General features: G+C 56.6%; 25 protein-coding genes and 1 tRNA gene. 10 read left to right on the forward strand and 16 right to left on the reverse strand.

The window, feature by feature from the left end; translation table 11 throughout:
- Position 1: 1 nt before the first annotated feature.
- The 3 genes from BUC26_RS00930 to BUC26_RS00940 are packed head-to-tail and all read right to left on the reverse strand — an operon-like array spanning position 2 to position 1,562.
- Complete coding sequence (locus BUC26_RS00930) at positions 2 to 904, reverse strand: hypothetical protein (protein ID WP_073372952.1); 903 nt, start codon at positions 902 to 904, stop codon at positions 2 to 4.
- Positions 901 to 1,146: a hypothetical protein gene (locus BUC26_RS00935; RefSeq protein WP_084540358.1), complete on the reverse strand. Its 246-nt coding sequence runs from the start codon at positions 1,144 to 1,146 to the stop codon at positions 901 to 903. The genes BUC26_RS00930 and BUC26_RS00935 overlap by 4 nt, the downstream gene beginning before the upstream one ends.
- Positions 1,143 to 1,562, reverse strand: a complete 420-nt coding sequence (locus BUC26_RS00940; RefSeq protein ID WP_073372953.1) for a hypothetical protein — start codon at positions 1,560 to 1,562, stop codon at positions 1,143 to 1,145. The genes BUC26_RS00935 and BUC26_RS00940 overlap by 4 nt, the downstream gene beginning before the upstream one ends.
- A 149-nt stretch (positions 1,563 to 1,711) precedes the next feature.
- On the opposite strand from BUC26_RS00940, the gene BUC26_RS00945 reads away from it, so the two are divergent.
- A complete protein-coding gene (locus tag BUC26_RS00945) occupies positions 1,712 to 2,230 on the forward strand; it encodes a hypothetical protein (protein ID WP_143165872.1) in 519 nt (172 codons plus the stop codon).
- On the opposite strand, the gene BUC26_RS00950 is transcribed toward BUC26_RS00945, so the two are convergent.
- Positions 2,227 to 2,712 carry a hypothetical protein gene (locus BUC26_RS00950; protein WP_073372955.1) on the reverse strand — a complete coding sequence of 162 codons (486 nt, stop codon included), beginning with the start codon at positions 2,710 to 2,712 and terminating at the stop codon, positions 2,227 to 2,229. The genes BUC26_RS00945 and BUC26_RS00950 overlap by 4 nt on opposite strands.
- 307 nt (positions 2,713 to 3,019) lie before the next feature.
- On the opposite strand from BUC26_RS00950, the gene BUC26_RS00955 reads away from it, so the two are divergent.
- The 5 genes from BUC26_RS00955 (at position 3,020) to BUC26_RS00970 (ending at position 5,596) form a co-directional block, all read left to right on the forward strand.
- Complete coding sequence (locus BUC26_RS00955; RefSeq protein WP_073372956.1) at positions 3,020 to 3,439, forward strand: helix-turn-helix domain-containing protein; 420 nt, start codon at positions 3,020 to 3,022, stop codon at positions 3,437 to 3,439.
- A gap of 12 nt (positions 3,440 to 3,451) precedes the next feature.
- Positions 3,452 to 4,075: a hypothetical protein gene (locus BUC26_RS00960; protein WP_073372957.1), complete on the forward strand. Its 624-nt coding sequence runs from the start codon at positions 3,452 to 3,454 to the stop codon at positions 4,073 to 4,075.
- Positions 4,076 to 4,304: 229 nt separating this feature from the next.
- Positions 4,305 to 4,796, forward strand: a complete 492-nt coding sequence (locus tag BUC26_RS00965; protein ID WP_143165873.1) for a hypothetical protein — start codon at positions 4,305 to 4,307, stop codon at positions 4,794 to 4,796.
- A gap of 76 nt (positions 4,797 to 4,872) precedes the next feature.
- Positions 4,873 to 5,049: a hypothetical protein gene (locus BUC26_RS23340; protein ID WP_153307064.1), complete on the forward strand. Its 177-nt coding sequence runs from the start codon at positions 4,873 to 4,875 to the stop codon at positions 5,047 to 5,049.
- On the forward strand, positions 5,039 to 5,596 hold the full coding sequence (locus BUC26_RS00970) for a hypothetical protein (RefSeq protein WP_084540359.1): 558 nt from the start codon (positions 5,039 to 5,041) through the stop codon (positions 5,594 to 5,596). The genes BUC26_RS23340 and BUC26_RS00970 overlap by 11 nt, the downstream gene beginning before the upstream one ends.
- A gap of 343 nt (positions 5,597 to 5,939) precedes the next feature.
- On the opposite strand, the gene BUC26_RS00975 is transcribed toward BUC26_RS00970, so the two are convergent.
- The 7 genes from BUC26_RS00975 to BUC26_RS01005 all read right to left on the reverse strand — a co-directional run bounded on the left by BUC26_RS00975 (position 5,940) and on the right by BUC26_RS01005 (position 14,976).
- A tRNA-Arg gene (locus tag BUC26_RS00975) sits at positions 5,940 to 6,016 on the reverse strand.
- 115 nt (positions 6,017 to 6,131) lie between these two features.
- Positions 6,132 to 8,471: a cysteine--tRNA ligase gene (cysS, locus tag BUC26_RS00980; RefSeq protein ID WP_073372959.1), complete on the reverse strand. Its 2,340-nt coding sequence runs from the start codon at positions 8,469 to 8,471 to the stop codon at positions 6,132 to 6,134.
- Positions 8,472 to 8,601: 130 nt separating this feature from the next.
- Positions 8,602 to 9,114 (reverse strand): DciA family protein, encoded by a 513-nt coding sequence (locus BUC26_RS00985; protein ID WP_073372960.1) that lies wholly within the window; start codon positions 9,112 to 9,114, stop codon positions 8,602 to 8,604.
- Positions 9,115 to 9,234: 120 nt separating this feature from the next.
- Positions 9,235 to 10,566, reverse strand: coding sequence for a type I glutamate--ammonia ligase (gene glnA, locus BUC26_RS00990; RefSeq protein ID WP_073372961.1), 1,332 nt, complete (start codon positions 10,564 to 10,566; stop codon positions 9,235 to 9,237).
- A gap of 151 nt (positions 10,567 to 10,717) precedes the next feature.
- A complete protein-coding gene (gene glnD / locus BUC26_RS00995) occupies positions 10,718 to 13,303 on the reverse strand; it encodes a [protein-PII] uridylyltransferase (RefSeq protein ID WP_244155748.1) in 2,586 nt (861 codons plus the stop codon).
- Entirely contained in the window at positions 13,303 to 13,641 is a 339-nt protein-coding gene (locus BUC26_RS01000) for a P-II family nitrogen regulator (RefSeq protein ID WP_073372962.1), read from the reverse strand. The genes glnD and BUC26_RS01000 overlap by 1 nt, the downstream gene beginning before the upstream one ends.
- Before the next feature lie 114 nt (positions 13,642 to 13,755).
- Positions 13,756 to 14,976 carry an ammonium transporter gene (locus tag BUC26_RS01005; RefSeq protein ID WP_073372963.1) on the reverse strand — a complete coding sequence of 407 codons (1,221 nt, stop codon included), beginning with the start codon at positions 14,974 to 14,976 and terminating at the stop codon, positions 13,756 to 13,758.
- Positions 14,977 to 15,274: 298 nt separating this feature from the next.
- On the opposite strand from BUC26_RS01005, the gene mtnA reads away from it, so the two are divergent.
- Positions 15,275 to 16,402, forward strand: coding sequence for an S-methyl-5-thioribose-1-phosphate isomerase (mtnA, locus tag BUC26_RS01010; protein ID WP_073372964.1), 1,128 nt, complete (start codon positions 15,275 to 15,277; stop codon positions 16,400 to 16,402).
- A gap of 9 nt (positions 16,403 to 16,411) precedes the next feature.
- Positions 16,412 to 16,777 carry a PilZ domain-containing protein gene (locus BUC26_RS01015; RefSeq protein ID WP_073372965.1) on the forward strand — a complete coding sequence of 122 codons (366 nt, stop codon included), beginning with the start codon at positions 16,412 to 16,414 and terminating at the stop codon, positions 16,775 to 16,777.
- Positions 16,778 to 16,852: 75 nt separating this feature from the next.
- Here the strand turns inward: BUC26_RS01015 and BUC26_RS01020 are convergent, their stop codons facing one another.
- The gene (locus BUC26_RS01020) at positions 16,853 to 18,268 is read right to left on the reverse strand and encodes a mannose-1-phosphate guanylyltransferase/mannose-6-phosphate isomerase (protein ID WP_073372966.1); all 1,416 of its coding nucleotides are present in this window, start codon (positions 18,266 to 18,268) and stop codon (positions 16,853 to 16,855) included.
- Positions 18,269 to 18,312: 44 nt separating this feature from the next.
- Positions 18,313 to 19,677: a phosphohexomutase domain-containing protein gene (locus BUC26_RS01025; RefSeq protein ID WP_073372967.1), complete on the reverse strand. Its 1,365-nt coding sequence runs from the start codon at positions 19,675 to 19,677 to the stop codon at positions 18,313 to 18,315.
- A gap of 118 nt (positions 19,678 to 19,795) precedes the next feature.
- On the opposite strand from BUC26_RS01025, the gene rfbA reads away from it, so the two are divergent.
- Both rfbA and rfbD read left to right on the forward strand, forming a co-directional pair.
- Positions 19,796 to 20,695: a glucose-1-phosphate thymidylyltransferase RfbA gene (gene rfbA, locus BUC26_RS01030; protein ID WP_073372968.1), complete on the forward strand. Its 900-nt coding sequence runs from the start codon at positions 19,796 to 19,798 to the stop codon at positions 20,693 to 20,695.
- A gap of 2 nt (positions 20,696 to 20,697) precedes the next feature.
- Positions 20,698 to 21,588, forward strand: coding sequence for a dTDP-4-dehydrorhamnose reductase (gene rfbD / locus BUC26_RS01035; protein WP_073372969.1), 891 nt, complete (start codon positions 20,698 to 20,700; stop codon positions 21,586 to 21,588).
- A gap of 3 nt (positions 21,589 to 21,591) precedes the next feature.
- On the opposite strand, the gene BUC26_RS01040 is transcribed toward rfbD, so the two are convergent.
- The 3 genes from BUC26_RS01040 to BUC26_RS01050 form a co-directional block, all read right to left on the reverse strand.
- Positions 21,592 to 22,026 (reverse strand): PilZ domain-containing protein, encoded by a 435-nt coding sequence (locus BUC26_RS01040; RefSeq protein ID WP_073372970.1) that lies wholly within the window; start codon positions 22,024 to 22,026, stop codon positions 21,592 to 21,594.
- Positions 22,027 to 22,039: 13 nt separating this feature from the next.
- Positions 22,040 to 22,819, reverse strand: coding sequence for a UPF0280 family protein (locus BUC26_RS01045; protein ID WP_073372971.1), 780 nt, complete (start codon positions 22,817 to 22,819; stop codon positions 22,040 to 22,042).
- A gap of 89 nt (positions 22,820 to 22,908) precedes the next feature.
- A complete protein-coding gene (locus tag BUC26_RS01050) occupies positions 22,909 to 23,508 on the reverse strand; it encodes a CvpA family protein (protein WP_073372972.1) in 600 nt (199 codons plus the stop codon).
- Positions 23,509 to 23,602: the final 94 nt, after the last annotated feature.

Consider the following 23,602-nt stretch of genomic DNA (forward strand, 5'->3'; position numbering starts at 1 on the left):
CCTAGCCTCGCAGGTGCCGATCGTCCAGCAGGAGTTCTTTGAACGCGGCCTCCATCGCCTTGAGCGTGTCGAACGGGCCGATCTCCTTGCTCCACCCGCCGTTCTCGCTGCGCCGCCGGATGGTCATGGTGCCGCGGTCCATGCGGAACAGGGAGAAGCCGGCCGCTTCGAGCTTGTTCATGTCGTCGCTGCCGCCCTGCAGCACCGGGTCTTTGATAACGTCGCCGTCCTTGGCGATATCGGCCCGAAGCTGGTCGAGCGCCTGGACGATCGCGCCCCGGGACGTGTACTTGTAGCCGGAATTGCGTTCCTTGATGATCTGCTGCGAGAGCAGCTCGAAGGCCTGCGCAAAGTCGGCGCTGCATGTCCGCTCGACTTTTCTGAGTGCCACGCGGACGGTGTGCTGAATGTTCTCGCCGAGGTATTCCTTGACCGCCCGCTTGACATGACTGGCGGTCACCTTGCCTCTCGGTGCGCGCTTCCGGGCTTCGTCCCAGACGAGCCTGACCTTCTCCGGGTATTCCTTGAGCCGTGTCAGCGGCCTGACCTGGGCCTCGTTCAGGGGCAAGGCGGTGTCGATCGGATCGTCGGGAGAATGTCTACAATTTGTAGACATTTCTCCTTCGCCCTGGATTTGCAGCTGATCATACACGGCTGACGCGTCGATGAGCTGGTGCGCCCGGCCCTTTGACATATCCCACAGTTCTTTGCAGTACTGCTCGAAGGTGCGCCCGCTTTCGGTTCGGTACAGTCGTAGCCGGTTAATCTCCGCCAGCGCTCGACCGACCCGGTAGAATGCGGCGAAATCCCTGACGATCGTACGCTCGTGTTCGGCCAGCACCATTTGTTCCCTGGCGGTTAATGGTTTCTCGGGCGCTTCACGTGGAATGATGTGGTCTGTCATTGTGCCGTTCTCTCCGTTGGTTGTTTCATGTCTTCAGGCAGATGCAGGTAATCGGCGGGGCAACCCGCGTCGAGCAGATACTGCAGAACCGCCCTGTTGTTCCTGATCCCTCTGAGCGTCTCGGTAACCTGGGTGTCGTGTGTGAAATCGAGCGCTTTCTGGATATCCACCTGGCGTATCCGGTTCAGCACCATCCAAGCCTTAGCCTTTATCCGCTCTCTGGTTTTTCCCGTACCGCTCACAAATCCGCCTCCAGCTTCCGCATCTTCGCTCGTGATTCCCGAATCCGGTGGTACTCTTTGGCCCACAACAGCAGCTTGATATCCTTTTCGTCTATCACCCGGCAGCCGATCGGCGCGGCCAGAACCTGCAGCGGCAGGGACGACGCCCCGATCTCAGAGAAAATCGCAAGGGCGCTGGGCGAAGGGATGTGCTCGTGATCGTTCGGGTTCAGCCACTTTTCAAAGGTCGCCATCCGCAGGTGGTTTCCGTTTCCCTTCACCAACCGGACGCCGAACCGATCGGCCAGCCGGTTCATCAGATCCAGGAACTCCGCCCGCGATCGGCCGCTGTCGGCCACCACTTGGGCCATGCACTCTTTCAGCTCCCGGGTGATGTTGAAGCTCTTTCTGTCAAAAAGGTTGAGCTGCTTAACCATGCGACGCCCTCGTCGGTTTGCGCACCACCCTTTGGTTATGGGAATGGTTTGAAAAGACTGCCTGCCCCCTGTATATTTCGCGAAGGTCAATTGCACGAAACATCAAAGAGAAAACCTCACCAGGGAGCAGGCACATGGACAAAGACAGAATGAGAGAGCTGCTGCAGAAGATCGCCAACAGCCGAGCCGTGCCGATGTTCGACAGGGACTTCGGCGTGCCGGCAGAAGACGAGCAGCAGCTGAGAAACGATCTGTACGAGCTCGAGCAACGAGGATTCATCACAGCCCAGGTGATTTCTTCACGCATGCGCGAGACGTTCGGCCTGCCCTTAGACGTTGGCGAGATAAAGCTATCCAAGGAAGGCTGGGCCTTCCTTGAGGGAAAGCCGGAGAGCCAGACCGGCTCCGTTTCTACGGTGTTTAACATCAACACCAACGGCAACTCGACCCCGGCCTTTTCCTTCTCCAATGTCGGCAACCTCAACAACATAACCAACGCCGACGCCGACAAGATGCTGCAATCGATTCTGTCGGCAATCGCGCAATCGAACCTTCCCGAAAAAGAACAGAACGGCTTGTCCTCTTCGGTGACCGCTCTCTTCAAAGCGGCGGCGCCGAACGTGGTCGCTTCCCTGTTGATAGGTGCGGTGCAGGCCATGGTTGCTTAGCCCCGTGCCGAGCCCTGGGGTTCGTCCGCCCTGGTTGCGAGCAGCTCTCTGACGAGTAGCTGCAGGTTGACGCCGGGAGCAGAGAGCATGTTCTCGGCTTCTCGGAACAGCTGCTCGAAAAAGCCCCAGTTGGGACCGTCCTTCGGCATGAGCGCGCAGCAGAGAATAACGCGCTGATTCCGTTCGATCCTGTCGAGCTGCTTGCGCATGTTGTCCAGGCAGCTCTCCGGCGTGCCGGTGCTCTCGTCGCCGCCGGCCGCCTGCAGGAGATGGTAGACCTGTGCGATATCGAGACCGCGTTGCAGGCCGGTGCGAAACGCAGTGTCGCTTTCGGTTCCCGGAATAAAAGGGGAGGCCAGAAAGGGCGACTCTTTCAGCCCGAACCGAAGTCCGACCATGAGCCCGTCCCAGTAGTGTGCGGTGTTGCCTGAATCCCTGTCGTACACGGCCCTGAACAGCTCACGTGCCGATTTCGTTTTCATCGTCCGAACCTCCTCTCGCTAACCATCCGATTAACGATGTAATTCTCACGTTGTTTTGGCTGCTAATTATTGATATTCTGCAAACAGTCAGCATGTTTGATTTCTGACATTGCGTAAGTATAAGCGTATAATATGGTCTTTGTAAAGCGTGAAGTTGCGTCTAGCTTAACAAAAGCGCATCTTTTTGCTTTCTGTTTTTTATAATACTGTAATTGCAGTACAAATGATCAGTCTTACAAAAAGAAAATAGTGTCCTGCTTAGCGTCCAGCTTCCGGACCGCCAGGATGGACGCAACATGATGCGCACATGGCCATAAATGAAAAGCTAAAAAAAGCGCGCGAGCACTTGGGCAAAAACCAAAAAGAGATGGCTGCGCTTATTGGTGGAGGGTACCGCTCTTGGCAAGGTTACGAGCAGGGGACGAGCATCCCAGGTGGGAAGGTTTTTGAAGCTCTGGCAAAACTGGGATTCAATACTAACTGGTTCTTTATGGATAGCGTCCCAATGCTCCAAGGAACAGAGAACCAAGATGCGCCGGTGTTCATTGAGCAAGTGTTAGTTGACGTCATAGTCGCGGTTGAAACATACTTTACTCAAGAAAAACGCTACCTCCCACCGGAGAAGAAGGCGCAGCTCATATCTGCGCTTTATGAGATGTTTTCACGGTCGGAAGAAAAGAAAGTGAACCGGGCGGTCGTGATCCGCCTTGCAAAGCTTGCGTCATAATGAGGAATGCTCATGACTTCTGATATAAAAGACAAAGTTGTCAGTTTACTGAAGGAATCAAGGTCAGACCGCGAAAAACACAACGATCACCGTATTACTATAAATGGCAATGCGAATGCTGTGGGAAATGGGAATACAATTATCCTAACCGAGAAGCACATCACAAAAACAAAAGCAGAGCCCAAGCCAGGAAAAGAACACATAAACGAATCACAAGTCAGAAAACTACACGACTTAAAAGATAAAATCATAGAGCTTGAGAGAATTACCAAGAAAAATCCAGCGAGCCATCAGAAGGTGTGGTCAGTTTTTAATAAAAAAATGGGCATAGGCAGTATGCGAATGTTGCCATCCGCTAAGTTCAAAGCTGGTGAAAAATTCTTGAATGGATGGATAGGCAGGTTAACCAGTAGTAGAATGGCAGAAAAGAAGGCCCGTGATACTGTTGAAAAGACAAAACTAAAGTATATCAGGACTAACATGCGAAAACTGAACTGTGAGGAGAGGGTCCGTGACTATATGGATAAAAATTTTGGCGTTAGGTCAACCACCGATCTGCCCGACCTCGGAGCAATTAAGCAAGTTTACAGTTTTGTTGCATCAATCAAAGCTTCTTTCGAACAAAGAAAAAAATAATCCTTAACATTATCTCGGACAACAAAGAAGAGTACGAAACCTACCAGGCAAAAAGAAGCGACCTATATATAATAGGCCAGATCATTTTCTTCTCCCGAGATTTGGTTGCCTATTAAGCAGGCTCCGTAAAACAAATCGTGGAATCGACTGTAGCTAAAGAAATCTAAAAAGCAAAGACCTTAACATCAATGAATAATGCGATGGAAAAACAAAAATGGAGGGTATGCGAATGGCCGATACCGATCATGATTACAAAGGCTATATATTAACTGGACTTCCTCCTGGCTTGTTTGGTGAAACATATATCGTGATCGCAATCAGCGACTCCCGCTATAGTCGGGGCTTTTTTGTAGAATATTACATCATTTCGAGTAGGCCGCAGGAATCTTCAAGAAAGGGAGAGTTTCATGTTTTCGCGAATAATTTACCTGAAGAACTTGGCGTAATTAATGCCGATTTTGCTATCAGCGAAGGTTTGCGTCAGGCCCAGGTTGACATCATTCAAATGCAGGAAGAGCGCTCTGTTAAGTTAAATCGACCAGATGTTGCAGTTCTACCATTCGAGATACAAGAATATAATATCCCTTTCTTAGGCTTCAGAATGCGAGGACAATTTCTATCTCAATTGAATGACATGCTAATAAATACGAAGTGCCGTCGTCTAGCAAATTATTTAACTTTACTGCAGCAAGTGAACCCTGTTCCAAAAACACTTTCTTAAAACAACATATCAAGTAACGAGATCTTGCGCCCTAACGATTAAACCAAAACAACGATTAGCCTCGGGGACCACGGAAATGTCCAAAGAAAAAAAGCATGAGAAAGATCGCAACTCAGAGAGTACTATTGTCAGGGATGGTTGTTTTAAAAAATCTGGTAATTTCAATGAAAGTGTAAAAGATACTTCAGTTGTGAATACTGCTCCTCCACCACCGCCGAGGAAACCATCAGATACGCAGAAGCATGATGAGTGAGCAAGCGAAATCTAGTATAGACCAAACAAAGCTGCACGATCTACTTTTTGATGTTCGTCGCTCGGTGAGGTATCACAACCGGCGACGTCTCTTCTATGATCGTATATGCAAAGGATCTGATGCGCTGACTGCTATTTTCGGATCTGCAACTATTATAACCCTGCTTGGCAGCACCAAGGTTGTGCCGCCAGAGACTCCAATGTATATGGCAGGAATAACGGCAATTCTATCTGTGATCAACCTTGTCTTTGACACAAAAGAAAATGCTCGGTTGCATCACGATCTGGCCCGAGACTTCATAACGATTGAAAAAAATCTGATAGCCCCTCATCTCACGCCGGAGAAGTTTGCGGAAGCCGAAGCAAGACGACTTGATATAGAAGCGGAAGAACCTCCAGTCTTAAAGGTTCTCGACCTGACTTGTCACAACGATCTTCTAAAAGCTATGGGGTACGAAGAAGAACATTATTATAAAATCGGATTTTGGAGATCAGCCTTCGCAAACTTTTTCGATCTCTTTCCCGGTTCAATTAAAAAAGCCGGATAACGAAACAACCAATTAATTATTCTGTGTTCATCTGCAAAAATTTACGTTCCCAGGTGGATATGATGTTCTTTTTCTGAGTAATAAAAATACGATCTAACCAAGCAAAAGACCCGTCCAGAAATCCCACAACATATCGTTAATTCCCGGTAATTCCCGTCGTATTCAAACCAAAATTACCTTATAATCTTTTTCTCTGTTCATCTGTCCCTCTATAGGTGCAATAGCTTCCATGGCTTATCCATGCTGGGGCGGTTTTTAAGGCACCCTAACGCAAGAGGGGTGACCAAATCGACCAAAAACGAAAAAGAGACTACAGCGAGAAGCGGTAACCGTATGATATTCATGGCGCGCCCGGCAGGATTCGAACCTGCGGCCTACGGATTAGAAGTCCGTTGCTCTATCCAGCTGAGCTACGGGCGCTGGTGGTGAAATTATAGGAACAGCGTGCGCGAAACGCAATTGCCGGTTTCGGGCGGCGATATATTACTTGACGGCGGATAAAACGCAACCTGATTCTGGCTCAAATTAGCGTGTATCAGTCCTCTTCCGTATCGGTTACCCGTTTCCAAACCGGGCCGTTGGCCGTATCGATCACGGCGATGCCGCGTTCGGCCAACTCGTTGCGGGCGCGGTCGGCCACCTGCCAGTCTTTCTCCACCCGGGCCTTCTCGCGGAGCTGGATCAATGCGTCGATCTCCGGTTCGAGCGGGCAGCCCTTGAGTTTAAAGATTTTGAGGACCTGGTTGAGCCGGTCGAGCTTTTCGATGATGTAGGTCTTCTGGTCCCGGTCGAGGTGGTTGATCTGCAGGATTGGATTGACCTTTTTGATGAAGTTGTAGATCGCCGCCATGGCCAGTGAGACGTTGAGGTCGTCGTCCATGGCCGCAAAAAACTGCTCTTCCATTGCCGACACGTAGGCGGTCACCTCCGGATGCGGACGGCCCGGCGGCAGGCAGAGCAGCTTGCAGGTGAAATCGTCGAGCCGCTTCAGCGCGGTGCGCACGTTTTCCAACCGCTTCAGGGAGAAGTGGATCGGTTTGCGGTAGTGTACCGAGATCAGCATGAAGCGGACTTCCCGGCCGGTGAAGCCGCGAGCCAGCAGGTCCTTGAGGGTGACCACGTTATGGTTTTCCGACGACATCTTTTTGCCGTCCACCAGCAGCAATTCCGAGTGCAGCCAATAGCGGGCCAACGGCTTGTCGGTCAGGGCCTCGGCGATGGCGATCTCGTTCTCGTGATGCGGGAACATCAGATCGCGACTCGAGGTATGGATATCGAGGGTCTCGCCGAGATAGCCGGTGGACATGGCGGAACATTCGATATGCCAGCTCGGCCGGACATTACCCCAGTCGGTCTCGAAGAAGATGCCCTTTTTCAACTCGGACAGGGTCGAGCGCTTGAGCAACGTGAAGTCCCGGGGGTTGTCCTTTTCGTAATTGTCCAGATCGACGGTACGTCCGACCTGGATCTTGGAGAGATCGATACCGGAGAGCCGGCCGTAACGGGGAAACTTGGAGATATCGAAATAAATCGAGCCGTGTTTCTCGTAGGCAAATCCTTTGTGAATCAGCTTGTGGCTGATATCGATCATGTCCTGGACATGCTCGGAGGCCTTCGGATAGCCGGTTGCACGATGCACGCCAAGAGTGTCGATGTCGGAGAGGAACCCATCGATATACTGGCCGGTAAACTCCTTGAGCGGCAGGCCGGCCTTTTCCGCCCCGGCGATGGTGTTGTCGTCGAGGTCGGTGAGGTTCATGTAGGACGACACCGTATGGCCGCGGGCCTCGAGATAGCGAACGATCAGGTCGCTGACCAGGAAGCGGCGGCAGAGTGACAGACTGGCCGGCTCATAAGCAGTCGGGCCGCAGGAATAGAACGTAACCCGGTCTTTGTTTGCCGGTAGAAACGGCTCCTTTTTCTTGCTCATCGTGTTGAAAAAACGCAGGCGCGGCTTCTTGCCCTCGGCCGCGGTCTCTTTCGGGGTGAACAGCGGCGTGCTGAGATAGCGCTCGCCCCCGTCCGGCAGCAGAGCAACAACCAACCCCTCCCGCAGGTTCCCCGCCAACTCCAGGGCCGCATGCATGGCCGCACCGCTGCTCATGCCGACGAACATCCCTTCCTGCCTGGCCAGTTTACGGGCCATTGTAAAGGCATCATCGTCGTCGATGGAGACGATCTCGCTGGGCACGGATTTATCGAAGATACCAGGCCGGTACGACTCCTTCATGTTCTTCAGGCCTTGGATCTTGTGCCCCAGGTGCGGCTCGACGGCGACGACCCGCACATGGGGCTGAAACTCGCCGAACCAGGCGCACAGTCCCATGACCGTGCCCGTGGTACCGAGGGTGGCAACCAGGTGGGTGACCGCGCCGTCAGTCTGTTGCCAGATCTCCGGGGCGGTGCGGTTATAGTGGGAACGCCAGTTGGCCTCGTTGTTATACTGGTCGGTCAGGAAATAGCGCTGGGGAAACTCGCGGGCCAGCGCGTAGGCCTTTTCGATGGCGCCGTCGGTGGCCCGCGCGGCGGGGGTAAGCAGGATCTCAGCGCCGTAGGCCTGCATGATCCGGCGTCGCTCCACTGAGGCCGACTCGGGCATTATCAGCATGCAGCGATATCCCTTTGCGGCGCAGACCATGGCCAGGCCGATACCGGTGTTGCCGCTGGTGGCCTCGAGGACGATCTTGTCTCTGGTCAGATCGCCGCTGAACTCGCCTGCCTCGATCATCGACAGAGAAATTCGTTCTTTGATCGATCCCCCGGGGTTGCGCGACTCAAGTTTGGCGGCGACGGTGACCGCAGTGTTCGGGTTGAGCCGGTTGATCCTGATCAGCGGGGTGTTGCCGATTGATTCGAGAATGGAGTTGTAAATCATTTCCGTACCGCGTTGCCAGTCATCATCTGCAAAATCGGCCGGACATGCCGCCGATCACGCCACGAGCAGAGGTTACTCCCTTTTGCCGGTCGGTCAAGCACTTTCTCGGCAGCAATCCGGCAACCGCGCATCATTCGCGCCGGCAGGCGTGGGCCAGGTACCAGAAGCGCAGCAGTGATTCGCGGGCCGCCTCATCTTCGATAACCTCGATCTGCTTTTTGAAGGCCGCCACCTGCTCGGCGGGCGGCGGTTCGAACCGAACCGAGGCGGGCGGCGGCCGGTTTTGCGGTTCCGGTTCACTGCCGCGCAGGGTGAAACGGATATCGCTGAAGCGGGCGATGCTCAGCCGGCTATTGAGCAGCTCGAGCAGTTGCAATTTCTGGAAACGCAGCTGCTGCATCCAGGCCGAATTATCGACCTCAAGGACGAGAACGTCCTTGACCACTTTCAGGGGGCGGGCATGGGCGGCGGTATCCGGATCTACCAGATCGTGCCAGTCGGGGAAAATCCGGTGCTGGTCGAATTTGTAATCCCATTGACGGTCCCGGATAATGCCGGAGAGCGTGCCACCCAACTGCTCCGATCCCTGATAGCTGCTTTTCCTGCTCATGTTCTCCCCGATCGCACCTCGTTTTATCGCCACATGTCGCCTTCCTTTTACCGTGTCGCTCCGGCTTGATCAAGCGCCAATGAAAAAGGCCCGTATGCCGCAATCGGCATACGGGCCTTTCCGCCGAGAGAGGTCGGCGTGGCAGATGCGGGATCAATAGACGCGCAGGTAGTTATCAAGCTCCCACTCGGAAATGGCGCAGCGGTATTCGTCCCATTCCTTTTCCTTGGCCTCGATATATTTCTCGAAAATATGCGGACCGAGGGTCTCTTTGGCGATGGGATTGTTTTTCAACTCGACGATGGCCTCTTCGAGACTGCCGGGCAGCACGGTGATGCCTTCATCGGTCATCTCCGCCCGGGTCATCTCAAAGATGTCCTTGTTGACCGGGGGCGGCGGGTCGATATTATTTTTGACACCGTCGAGACCGGAGTTGAGCATCATCGCCAGGGCCAGGTAGGGATTGGTGCTCGGATCCGGACAGCGTACCTCGGTCCGCGTCGACATACCGCGAGCCGCCGGTATTCGCACCATAGCCGACCGGTTGGAGGCGGACCAGGCGGCATAAACCGGCGCCTCGTAGCCCGGAACCAGCCGTTTATAGGAATTGACGAGCGGATTGGTAACGCCGACAAAGCCGCGGGCGTTTTTCAGGATGCCGGCGATGTACTGATAAGCGACCTTGGAAAGCTGCAATTTGTCCTTCTCGTCGAAAAAGGCGTTGGTCCCGTCCAGGTTGAACAGCGACTGGTTGGTGTGCATGCCGGAACCGTTGATACCGTAAATCGGTTTCGGCATAAAGGTGGCATGCAAACCGTACCTGGCGGCGATGGTCTTGACCACCCACTTGAAGGTAATGGTATTGTCGGCGCAGGTGAGCGCATCGGCGTACTTGAAGTTGATCTCGTGCTGGCCTTCTGCTACCTCGTGGTGCGATGCCTCGATCTCAAACCCCATGTTTTCCAGCACTTCGATGATCTCGCGGCGGCAGTCGTTGGCCTTGTCCTCCGGATCGAGCGAGAAGTAGCCGGCAACATCCTGACAGACCGTGGTCGGCATGCCGTCCTCGTCATACTCGAACAGGAAAAATTCGCACTCGGTGCCGACGTTCATGGTGAAACCGAGCTCACGGGCTTCGGCGAGCACCCGCTTCAGGTTCACCCGGGGACAACCTTCAAAGGGGGTAACCCCGTCCGATTTGTAGACGTCGCAAATAACCCGGGCCGCGGCCCTTCCTTCCTTGTTTCGCCACGGCAGCACAACGAAGGTATCGTAATCGGGCTTGAGATACATATCGGATTCGTTGATGCGGACGAAACCGTCGATGGACGAGCCATCGAACATCATCTTACCGTCCAGCGCTTTTTCGATCTGGCTGCGCGGGATGGCAACGTTCTTCATGAATCCGAAAATGTCTACGAACTGCAGGCGAAAGAAGTGAATATTCTTTTCCTCGATTACTCTCATTATTTCATCTCTTGTCATCGCTAACGTCTCCTATGGTGTTCAATGTGGAATGGTGAGCTGATGCCGGTGCAATCAGTTATCCGTCGTTTACCAATTTGTTACAATATGCGCAACAGAAAAATTACAAAATAAATATTTATTACATTATTGTAAATATGACTATCCCCGTTCAGGGCCTCCCGAGGGCCTGTAGCACCGTGTCACTCAACGATTCGCGCCGCTGCGGGTCTTCGATCCGGTGACCACGCTTGTCGAGCACATAGAAAACGTCGATCAGCTGCCCGACTTCGGTGGCAATGAAGGCCTTATGGATATTTATGCCCAGGTCGGCGAGGGTCTGGGTGATCCGGTAGAGCTGTCCGGGCAGGTCGGCAGCATGGACTTCGACTATGGTAAAGTCGTCGGAACTTTCGTTTTCCACCTCGACACGGTATTCGTGGCTGCCGGCCAGTTCGAGCCGCCGGCCGGTGGTGGTGCTGAGCTTCTTAGAGAGCCGTCCGCTCAAACCGAGCCGATGATTGACCGCGAGATCAAGTTGCCGATTGATGTCCTGCCAGTCGCATTCGGCAAAGGTGAAATCATCGGTGGGCCGGACATCGATCATATCGACCACCGTGCCATCGGGCCAGGTAAAGATCTGGGCATTGACCACACTGAGATTGTTCAGGGTCATCACCCCGCAGATCTTGGCCAGAAGACCCGGCTGATCAAACGACATGACCAGCACCGACCAGTGATCCCCCGCCTCCTCGGCGAGCAGCAGCGACTTCTGCCTGATAATCTGATAACGGTCACGATGCAGACAGAGGTGGGACAGCACGGTACCCGGCGTAAAGCTGCACAGATAATCGGCCGCCAGATCGCCTACTGCCATCTGCAGCCCTGTTTCGGCGGCGGCCAGCTGGTCGACCTGCTGGCGCAGCCAGACCACGCCTTCCTCATACTGCTGGTCGACCATCGCCGTTACATCAATCTCCTCATCGCTATGGGCCAGGTAGGTTGCCACCTTGCGATACAGATCGTGCATCAGGGTCGCCTTCCAATCACTCCAGGCCGACGGTCCGGTGGCCCGGGAGTCGGCCACCGACAGCAGATACAACATGGCCAGCCGCTCACCATCACGGATGGTCTCGGCGCACCGCTTGATGAAATTTCGGTCTTCCAGATCCCGGCGAAGGGCATTCTCCGGAATGAACAGGTGATATCGGACGAGAAAAACAAGCAGGTCGATCTCCTTGTCAGACAGGCCGAGTCGCCCGCCGATGGTCGCGGCCAGCTCGGCCCCGTATTCCGAATGGTCGCGACCGCTATTCTTGCCGATGTCGTGGAGCAGCGCGGCCAGATAGAAGGGGCTCCGGCAACCGATCAGGGCGGCGATGTCCGGCTGCTCTTCGACCACCCGGTGCAACTCGTCCAGGGCCTGCAACGAGTGGTGATCGACGGTATAGATATGATAGACATCGTGCTGGGCGAGCGAATCGATCCGGGCAAATTCCGGCAGATACATGCCGAGCAGCCCGGTATCGAGCATCACTTCCAGAATCGGCAACGCATCGGGAGTCGACAAGATCGTCAGAAACGGCCGGGCCATTCGTGGCGAGCCGCGCAGTTTCGGGGTAATCAGGCCGAGATGCCGGGTGATCGTCATCTTCGAACGATGATGCAACGGCACCCCGAAACGCGCCGCCGCGAGGAAGACGCGCATCAGCAGGTGGGGCTTGCCGGCCAACTCCGCATCGCGGGCTACCAGGTGAACCCTTTTGCCGCGAATCTCGATACCTTTCTCCACCACTCGGTCGGCGGGGCCGTCATGCCGATCGTCAAGACCGAGGACCTCGCCGACATGGTCGAAAAAACGATCGCTGAAGACGGTGACGACGCGCAGGTGACCGTAGACATCGCGCATGAAGCGCTCTACGCTGACCTTCACCTGGTCTGCCTGGTAGCCAAAGGCGTCGGCCATCGCCTCCTGCTGTTCGAAATAGAGCTGATCGTTCTTGCGGCCGCTGAGATAGTGCAGCCGATTCCTGATCCGCACCAGCATGTCATAGGCCGCCAGGAATCGCTCCGCCTCCGATTGCAGCAGAAAGCCGGCATCGACAATGCCGGCAAAGGAGGTGATGCCGAAAACCACCTTGGCCGCCCAGAGCAGCGACTGGACGTCACGCAGGCCGCCCTTGCTCTCCTTGATATTTGGTTCGAGCAGGTAGCCGTGGCTACCGAAACGACTCCTCCGCTCATCGTTAAAGCGATTGAGGTTGCGAATAAAATCGTGCCTCCGGCCGTCGACGAAGTCGTGCTGGTAGGCCTCGGTCAGCTCACCGAACACTTCCTCGCTGCCGGCGAGCAGGCGGGCATCGAGCAGCGCTACCCGAAAGATGAAATCATCGCCGGCCTGCTGCAGCGACTCTTCGACCGTCCTGACTCCATGGCCGATTTCATAGCCGGTATCCCAAAGCGGGTACAATATAGCGTCGGCGAGCCCGGCAATCCTGTCACGCACGGCCGGACGAAAGAGGATCATCAGATCGATATCGGAAAACGGAAACAACTCCTCCCGCCCGTACCCACCTAGGGCCACCACCGCCACCTGAGAGATCATCTGCCCGTCGGCAAAACCGGTAAAGCAGTCGGCAATGAACCGGTCCGCCAGCCGACTGTGCTGACGCAGCAGCGATGCCCCACTCAACCCTCTCGCCCAGAGCTCATCGAGGGCCTGACGCTGCCTGTTGAGCTGCTGCTCCATGAGACTCATCAAACCGCGTCGTTGTTTTCTTCGCCGGTCCGCACCCTGACGACACGCTCGATCGGCATGACAAAGATCTTGCCGTCACCGATCTTGCCGGTATTGGCCGCCTCGCGGATCTTATCGACCACCTGGTCGGCACTGTCCGCGGGGACAACCACCTCGAGCTTTATCTTCGGTATAAAATCGACGACATACTCGGCACCCCGATAGATCTCGGTATGCCCTTTCTGTCGCCCGTACCCCTTGACCTCGGTAATGGTCATGCCCTTGATACCGATTTCATTCAAGGCGTCCTTAACGTCATCGAGCTTGAACGGTTTGATTATCGCCTCTATCTTTTTCATAGCATTCCCCTCTTCGGCAGTAAACGATTTCGCTTGGCGTGCCAATTCTCACGGCGCGGTCCCAACAATTTCCACCTCCGCCATACCGGCAGTACCCCTGGCAATCGGCGATCGTCAGTTATTATAGGCTGTCTCCGAATGTTCAGTGGAGTCCAGACCGGCCACCTCCGCTTCATCGGTCAAACGCAGGCCGATAGTCGCATCGAGCACTTTGAATATAACCCAACTGATGCCAAAGGCATACCCACTTACCACGACGGCACCGAACACCTGCCGCAAAAACTGCCCCGGGTTGCCGGCCAACAAACCGTCTACACCACCCGGGTTGACCGCGGTACTGGCAAAAATGCCGAGACAGAGGGTGCCGAGCAGGCCGCCGACACCGTGGATGCCGACCACATCGAGCGAATCGTCCAAGTTTAACCGAACCTTGAAATTCACCGCAGCAAAACAGAGCGCGCCACCGAGAAAACCGATCAGGATCGCACTGTTCGGCCCGACAAAACCGGCCGCCGGCGTAACCGTGGCCAACCCGGCGATAGCCCCCGAAGCGGCCCCGAGGGTGGTCGGCTTGCCCCGCGTCAGCCACTCCACTGCAACCCACATGGCCATACCGGCCATACCGGCCAGATGAGTGGCGACAAACGCAGTCCCGGCCACTTCATTGGCGGCCAGGGCCGAACCACCGTTGAAACCGAACCAGCCGAACCAGAGCAGGGCGGTGCCGATAACGGTCATCGGCAGACTGTGCGGCATAAAACTGGTTCTGCCATACCCCTTGCGCGGCCCAATCACCAAGACCCCGGCCAACGCCGCCATGCCACAGGTGGCGTGAACCACCAGCCCGCCGGCAAAATCCATCACCCCCATGGCCCCGAGCCAGCCGCCCGCCCCCCAGATCCAATGGCATACCGGATTATAAACAAACACAGCCCAGAGCAGAGAAAAGGCGATAAACGGGACGAACCGGACCCGCTCGGCAAACGCACCGGTAATCAATGCCGGCGTTATGATGGCGAACATGCATTGATAGATCATGAAAACGATCTGCGGAATCGTGGTTGCGTAATCGGGACTCGGAGCAGTAGAGACGCCCCTGAGACCGAACCAGGACAAATCACCGACAATACCGCCGAGCGTCGGGCCAAAAGACATGGAATACCCAAGATAGACCCATTCGATGGTAATGAGCGAAATCATGAACAGGCTCTGCATAATCGTCCCCAACACGTTCTTGCCCCGAACCATGCCTCCATAAAACAGGGCGAGCCCCGGTGTCATCAACAAAACCAGGCCGGCAGCGGCAAGAATAAAGGCGGTATCCGCGTTATTCATGGAACTCCTCCGTTGGATGTCGTTTGTTTGGTAAAATTACATTTATGTATCGTTTTTGTATTTTCAGAACATTTAAATAACATGTTTGGAATGATTATCAAAACAAAAATTGTACGGGACGGTCAATTAAGCTATCGCCCAGAGAACACCGTCTTATTGACGAACGGGGTCCGTCCGGCTACCATTGTTCATCAACGCATCCAGATCTGAACCCCATGACGGGACGTCACAACGAACAATGAAAATCGGCGTCATGTCGGAAGGACTGACCGGTCCCCATTTCATCCACTGATCATTTATGAATGTCAACGGCACCCATTACCGAACCATCTGGCCCGACCCCGACAACCAGCAATCAATCAAGATCATCGACCAGCGGTATCTGCCGCACCAATTCGTCACCCGGACACTCTCCTCACCGGACGATGCGTTCCGGGCCATTAATCAGATGCTCGTCCGCGGTGCCGGGCTGATCGGGGCGACAGCCGGATACGGCATGTATCTGGCGGCCCTAACCGCAGACCCAAAGCGGATTCATGAGGACCTGCAGGCTGCCGCCGAGCTGCTCATCTCGGCTCGACCCACTGCCGTCAACCTGGCTTGGGCGGTGCACCGGGTGCTCACCGCTGTTAGCAGCCTCGCCTCGGCGACCGAGATCAGGTCTACCGCCCGTTTCGCCGCCGAGGAAATCGCCGACGAAGACGCTCGTTACTGCAGGCAGATCGGGCAGCACGGCAAAGAAGTGATCGATACCATCTGGCACCGGAAGGGGAAACAATGCGTCAACATCCTGACGCATTGTAATGCCGGCTGGCTCGCCTTTGTCGACTACGGCAGTGCCACCGCACCGATCTATGCGGCCCGTGATGACGGTATCAATCTCCATGTCTGGGTCGACGAAACCCGCCCCTGGAACCAGGGCGCCCGGCTCACCTGCTGGGAGTTGGAGCAGGAGGGAATCGCCCATACTCTGATTACCGACAACGCCGGCGGACATCTGATGCAATGCGGTGAAGTGGACCTGATCCTGGTCGGATCCGACCGGACCACGCACACCGGAGATGTGGCCAACAAAATCGGCACCTACCTTAAAGCACTGGCCGCCCGCGATAACGACATTCCGTTTTATGTCGCTCTGCCGAGCTCCACATTCGACTGGACGCTTGACAAAGGTACTGAAATTTCGATAGAACAGAGATCAGGGGAGGAAATCACCCAGATTTCCGGACTGACGGAAGACGGCAGACGCGAAACGATCAGCATAACATCGGCATCCACCAGGGCGAAAAATTACGGTTTCGACATCACCCCGGCACGGCTGGTGACCGGTTTGATTACCGAGCGCGGCGTGGTTCCGGCGGAGCGGTCCGCCATCCATGCTCTGTTTCCCGACCTCTGTTCGTCCCCAGGACACTCCAACAGGTAAGGAGCTTGCATGGCACACGGTGAGAAACGGAAGTTCATCAGATTGGAGTCCCTGCATCTGCTTGACTATACCGTCCTGGACAAGGACCGATCCAAGGGCCGTTATTCGATGGGCAGAACGCTCGACGTCAGTGTCAACGGAATCAAGATGGAGACGACGGAGCTGCTGTCCACCGATGACACACTGGAGATCACGATTGGTATCGAGGAAGACCTGGTCGATCTGGAGGGCCGGATCACCTATTCGAACCCGGAGGGCAAACGGTTTGTCTCCGGCATCGAATTCGTCAAGATGTCAGGCGAGGGACGCCGGGTATTTCGTCGTTATACCGAAGCATTTAAGCAGATGCAGAAGACCGGCGAGTCGGCTCGCTGAGATCCGCCCGCCGCACCCGGCCGGCTGAACCGTTCGCGCCCGGCCCCCCGGAAACGGTTCTGCTGTCGGCACCGTTCAGGAGCCGTGACGCCCATAAATATCGTCGAACCTGACGATATCGTCCTCGCCGAGATAACTGCCGATCTGCACTTCAATCAACTCCAGCGGTATCACGCCCGGGTTTTCCAGCCGATGTCGGTTGCCGGCGGGAATATAAACCGACTGATTTTCATAGAGCAGGATCTCCGCATCCCCGTTGACTACTTTTGCCGTTCCTTTGACCACCACCCAATGTTCATAACGGTGGTGATGCATCTGCAGTGACAATTTCTCCCCGGGATTAACCGTTATCCGCTTGATCTGATAGCGCTGGTCGACCTCCAGGACCGAATAGCTCCCCCAGGGACGATGAACGGTTTGGTGGGTCTTGAACTCGGGGCGCTGTTCTTTTTTCAGCCGGGCGACAATTTTCTTCACGTCCTGGGAGCGGGACAACGGTGCGACCAACACTGCATCGGCGGTCTCGACCACCAGGGTGTCCTCCAGACCGACGGCGGCCACCATCACGTCCTCGGCCCGGATCAGGGAGTTTCTCGTATCTTCGAGTAAGACATCACCCTGGCTGACGTTGCCCTGCTCATCCTTTTCCAGCACGTCATAGAGCGCCTGCCAACTGCCGATGTCACTCCAGCTGAGGTCAGCGGTAACGACTACCGCCCGATCGGTCTTTTCCATCAACGCATAATCGATGGAATCGTCCCGGCACTGCTCCATTTCGGCCAGGTTGAGCCGGAAAAACCGACCGTCACGGGCCCCACCGGCCACCGCTTTGTCCATGCTGACCAGGATATCCGGAGCATGGACATCCAGCTGCTGTCGAAAAGTGGCAATGGAAAAGGCGAACATGCCGCTGTTCCAGTAATAATTGCCCGCAGCCAGGTATTGTTCGGCCACGCTCCGTGTCGGTTTTTCCTTGAAAGAAACAACAGTGTCGTCCGTGCCGCGCTCAATGTAACCGTAACCCGTTTCCGGCCGCTGCGGAGGGATACCGAAGGTGACGATAACGCCGGAGGCCGCTCTTCGTGCCGCCTTTTCCACTGCCTCGGCAAACGCTGTCTCGTCCCGGATCAGGTGATCGGCCGGCAGTACCAGGATGACAACGTCTTCGGCAGCACCCTGGCTGCGGACAAACTCGACGGCGCCGCTGATCGCCGGTGCTGTATTGCGGCCGATCGGCTCAAGCAGAATCGCATAGTCCCCGTTGATGCCGACTTCCTCTGCCTGGCTGCGGGTGACGAAACGATGCTCCTCCCCGACGACGATCACCGGCGCCAGAACGCCGGGCAAGGCCTGAACCCGCTTCAGGGTAGTCTGCAGCAATGAATGCTGACCAGTCAGGCAAAGCAGTTGTTTCGGGTAAATTTCCCGGGACAGCGGCCAGAGCCGGGACCCGGTTCCACCTGCCAGAATAACCGGCTGGATTGCGAGCATGGTTTCTCCTCTTGCGCTGAAACAATCGCGGCATTTCTTTTCCTTCAGCCGCGGATCAGGGTCAACAATTCATTCGTCTTTTCCTCGAGCAGCGCGCGGTCAGCCCGCGTCTCGACGTTGAGCCTGAGCAGCGGCTCGGTATTGGATTTTCTCACATTAAAACGAAAATCAACAAAGGCAACACTCAGGCCATCAATTGTGTCCACCTCGCCGCCGGGGAAATGCTCCCTGATTCGCTCGATGGCCAGATCGGGATCATCGACCAGCGAATTGATCTCACCTGATATCGGGTACCGTTCCATCCGCTCGCCAACCAGCGCGGACAGCGTCTTCCCGGTCCTGCTGAGCAGGGCGCAGACGAGCAGCCAGGGAATCATTCCGGAGTCGCAGCAGCCGAACGAACGGAAATAATGATGGGCCGACATCTCGCCGCCGTAAACGCTGCCCTCCCGCCACATCCGCTCTTTGATCAGGGCGTGCCCGGTCTCGGTGACGAGCGGCCGGCCGCCCGCATCTTCCACCAGTTCCCTGGTATTCCAGACCAGGCGCGGATCGTGCAGGATGGTGCCACCCGGTTCCTGGTGCAGCATCTCCAGGGCCAACAGTCCGACCAGGTAATAGCCGTCAACGAAACGGCCCTTTTCGTCCCAGAAGAAACAGCGGTCGAAATCACCGTCCCAGGCAATGCCAAGATCGGCCCGGTGTTCGCGCACCGCCACCGCCGTTTCCTCGCGATTGTCCGGCAGCAGTGGGTTCGGCACGCCATTGGGGAAACTGCCGTCCGGCTGGTGATGGAGACGGATGAAGGAAAAGGGCAGGTGCGGTTCGAGCAGATCGATGATCGGACCGGCACAGCCATTACCGCTGTTCACCACCAGTTTCAGCGGACGCAACCGGGCCTCCGCGACATAACCGAGCAAATGGTCCAAATAGGCCGTTTTGTCCGGCTGCCGCCGCTGGCCGCCGCGCCGGTCGACCGGTTCGGGGACCCGGTCGCTGCCGATCAGCTGGCCCATCCGGAACAATCCATTGGCACCGGTCACCGGGCGGGCGCCACGGGTTACAAACTTCATACCGTTGTAGTCGGCCGGATTGTGACTGGCCGTCACCATAATACCGCCGTCAATTCCCTGGTCGACCATACTGAAAGCGGCATGATACACCTCTTCGGTGCCGCAGAGTCCAAGGTGCAGGACATCGACCCCCATCTCGCAGAGACCCTGTGCCACCGCGCCGGTCAGTTCCGGACTGGACAGCCGTATGTCATGACCGAGGGCCACCGCCGCGGGACGGTAGGTTTGAGCGAAGACCCGGCCGATCTTCAGGGCCAGGTCAGCAGACAGTTGATCGGGCACCTTGCCCCGGATATCGTACGCCTTGAAACAGGAGGGGATTGTCGAAGCGGCCATTTTTCGTTTTCTTTTTCGTCCAGGCTGTTATATTCGTCAGCGATGTGCTTCCCGCGGGGCGTAATCTACCCCTATCACGACCGATCAGTAAAGCTTTTCCGACAGGTTATCCCATATCATGAAAGGAATCATCCTCGCCGGCGGCTCCGGCACCCGCCTCTATCCATTGACGAAAGTCATCAGCAAGCAGCTCATTCCGGTATACGACAAACCGATGATCTACTATCCGTTATCGGTGTTGATGCTCGCCGGCATCAGGGACATCCTGATCATCTCCACCCCGCACGATTTACCCATTTTCCGCGAACTCTTCGGCGACGGCTCTTATCTCGGCCTGTCGATCAGTTACGAGGTGCAGCCGAGCCCGGACGGACTGGCCCAGGCCTTCCTGATCGGCAAGTCCTTTATCGGTGCCGATTCGGTCTGCCTGATCCTGGGCGACAATATCTTCTTCGGACCCGGCTTTACCGGTCTCGTGCAACAATCAGCGCAATTGAAGAGCGGCGGGCTGATCTTCGGCTACCTGGTCAGGGATCCGGAACGCTACGGGGTGGTCGAGTTCGACGAGCAGAAACGGGTGGTCAGTATCGAGGAAAAACCGGCCCGGCCGAAATCGAAATACGCGGTGCCAGGTCTTTACTTCTACGATAACGACGTCATCAGCATCGCCGAACAGGTCAAACCCTCCCCGCGAGGCGAACTGGAGATCACCGACGTCAACCTGGCCTACCTGCGCCGCGGCGACCTCCATGTCCAACCGCTCGGCCGGGGCTTCTGCTGGCTCGATACCGGCACCCACGAATCCTTGCAGCAGGCCTCGAGCTACGTCCAGGCCGTCCAGGACCGGCAGGGGTTGAAGATCGCCTGTATCGAGGAGATCGCTTACCAGCTCGGTTATATCAGCGTCGACCAACTGGCGGCCCTGGCCCGGGAAACCATGAAAAACCAGTATGGTCGCTATATCATGGACATCATCGGTGAACGCGATGAAACCAACAACAACCACCATCTGAACTGACAATGAAAATACTGATTATCGGCAGCGGCGGCCAACTCGGCACCGACTGCATCTCGGTGCTGCAGGACCGCCATCAGCTGACGGCCGTCGATTACCCGGCGTTCGATATCGGCGACCCCGACAGCCTGAAAACAATTTTTGCCGACAGCCGGCCGGACATCGCCATCAACTGCGCCGCCTTCACCGCAGTGGATCGCTGCGAGAGCGAAGCGCAGGCCGCATGGCGCATCAATGCCGACGGCCCCCGGTTCCTCGCCGACTGCGCGACGCAGGCCGGTTGCCGGCTGGTACACATCTCGACGGACTACGTCTTCGACGGCCGCAAAACGCCACCGGAGCCATACCGGGAAAGCGATCCGGTCAACCCCCTGTCAGAGTACGGGCGGGGTAAGCTGGCCGGCGAACAGGCGGTCCTGGAGCGGGCCCCGGACGCACTGGTGCTGAGGACCGCCTGGCTCTATTCGGCCCACGGACCCAATTTCCTGAAAACCATGCTGCGCCTGGCACTGTCCGACCCGCACCGTGCCTTTACCATCGTCAACGATCAGTTCGGCTCACTGACCTGGTCGCACACGCTGGCCCGCCAGATCGGCGTGCTGCTCGAGACCCCGCTGTCCGGCATCGTCCACGCCACCGCCGACGGCTACAGTACCTGGTACGAAGGGGCCTGTTATTTCCTGGAAAAGATGGCGCTGCCGCACTCCTTTCAACCCTGCACCACCGCCGATTACCCGACCCCTGCCCATCGCCCGGCCAACTCCATCCTGAAAAACGGGGTTCTCGATGAACGGGAGTTGTCGCTGTTCGGGTCCTGGCAACGCGATGTGGACCGATACGTGGAATTGTTCAGGGATTCGCTGATCGCCGAAGCGAGCGCCCAGCTTGCCCGGTAATCCTCAGACCGGTGTGCCGCTCGTGTGGGTCAGGCTGCAGGCCGGACATTCCGAGCCGACAGTCTTCAGGCTCTCCTCGATACTGAACTCGCCGACCAGCTGCCGCAGGTTCTCGCTGATATCATCGGGCACCGCGGCAAGCTTGAAGCCGGCGATATAGAAATCCGGGTTGCTATCCTGGCGGCACCAGCGACAAACCGCGTCAAACAGGATCTCCTGGCGGCCGGCCAGTTCCTTCGGCAGTTTCATGCGCAGCGTCAAGGCCCGCCCCCTTTCGACCGGCTTGTCGCAGACGAGCATCAGCCCGCGACTGGAGATGTCGACCAGGTGCCCGACGATGGTTTGGCTCTGCCCATCGAAGACCCGCAGGTAAAATACAAGGTGCCAGCGCTGCACCTTCCGCTTGTCGGCTTTCTTGGTTTTCTTCGCTTTTCTCATGGTCTCCTGCGCCTCAGCTCAAGGGTACCAGCTCGATCGCACCAACCGCGCCCATCACATCCCCGCAGATCACGAGCACCCCGTCGATCGCCGGCAGCCGATCGGCTGCCGCCAAAACCCGCCTGACCATCTCATGCGGATCGGTGGAAGTACCAGCCTCGTTACCGAGTCGGGTGGCGGCGGCGTCGGCCGTCGTCGCCGAATCGGCGACGACGGTCACCGAATCGGCTCGGCCCAGGCTGAGTGAATGACCGATGGTGCCCGATGACGTGCATACGCCCAGCGGCTGCTGCCGGGCCGAAAGGCGGAGACCGACCCGATTGCTCAGCGGCGACCGGCCGGCAAAAACGGCAATCGTGCAGGGCCGGGAACGCAGCAGAAAAATGTCCCCGCCGTTTTCAACGATAACCTCTTTGCAGCCAGCTGCAACCAGTCCGTTACCTAAGTATTCGGCGACCGCTCCGGCGACGGCCGCCATCGGCCCGACACCGTATTGTTGAGCCGCGGCCAGCATGCGGCGGACGATCGGCGGCGCCAGCTCGTCGTCGGGCAGCGGCGTCAACGAGCCGGCAAAGTCCTCATGGTGCTCGATGTAGCGTTCAAGCTGCAGGCGACAGCCGGCGACGAGCTCCCCAGCCGGCCGCGTCACATCTCGATCAGCCAGGATCTGCAGATCTGTCTCCCGCAGCCGCACCTGGGTGGCAACCAATTCCGCCCGGTCAACCAGACCGCGATACGTCCGTTGGCGGTAGGATTGCGGATCTTTGCTGCTGCGGCCGGAACGGATCTTCATAGTGGTGCTGTCCGCAGACCACAACGGCGCACGGACAGCCGGCATACGCACGACGTTCGAGGATGGCAAACCGTCATGGCCGGAGGTGCTCAGTCGGCCGGGGCGGCTTCCGGACCAGCCTGCCCCGCGGTGACTTCAGGAGCCAGCAGTGAGTTGATATAGTCCATTGAGATCGCCGGGGCATTCTGTCGCAGTGCTTCGCGGATATCCTCATCTCGAATTACCTGCCGGGTCACATCCGCCAAGCGGTTCAGGGTCGGACAACTCTGGCATGAACGCAGCATATCGTTTTCCGGCGCCAACAGCGTTCCCAGCACGATATGGAGCAAAATCACGACAATAAGGGCCTTGGCGCAGCCGAGCACGAGGCCGAGCAGACGATCGAACCAGGGGGTGATGGTTACCTGGATCACCAGTGCCAGGCCCTTACCGAGCAGGGTCGCCAGGAGGAACGTGGCGATAAAAAGAATGGCATAGGCGCTGAGGAAAACCACCCGGGGACTATCCGAGACATCCTGCAAAAATGGCAGCAACTGCTCATGATAGCGGCTGGCGGCAAAATATCCGAGGTAGAGGGCAAGCAACGGCACCACCTGCCCGAGAAAACCAATCCACAACCCTCTGAGTGCCAGCAGCACGACGATGCTGAGAACGACGAAATCATAAGGGCTCAGATGCATACTTTCCATTGTCTCCTCTTGCACAACAGCGCAACAATCCATATCATGTGCTCGACACACGAAGCCTCCCATCTCATTATCAAGACGGTTTGAAATTGCAATC

Origin of the sequence: Desulfofustis glycolicus DSM 9705 (genome assembly GCF_900130015.1) — a bacterium.
Lineage (GTDB): Bacteria > Desulfobacterota > Desulfobulbia > Desulfobulbales > Desulfocapsaceae > Desulfofustis > Desulfofustis glycolicus.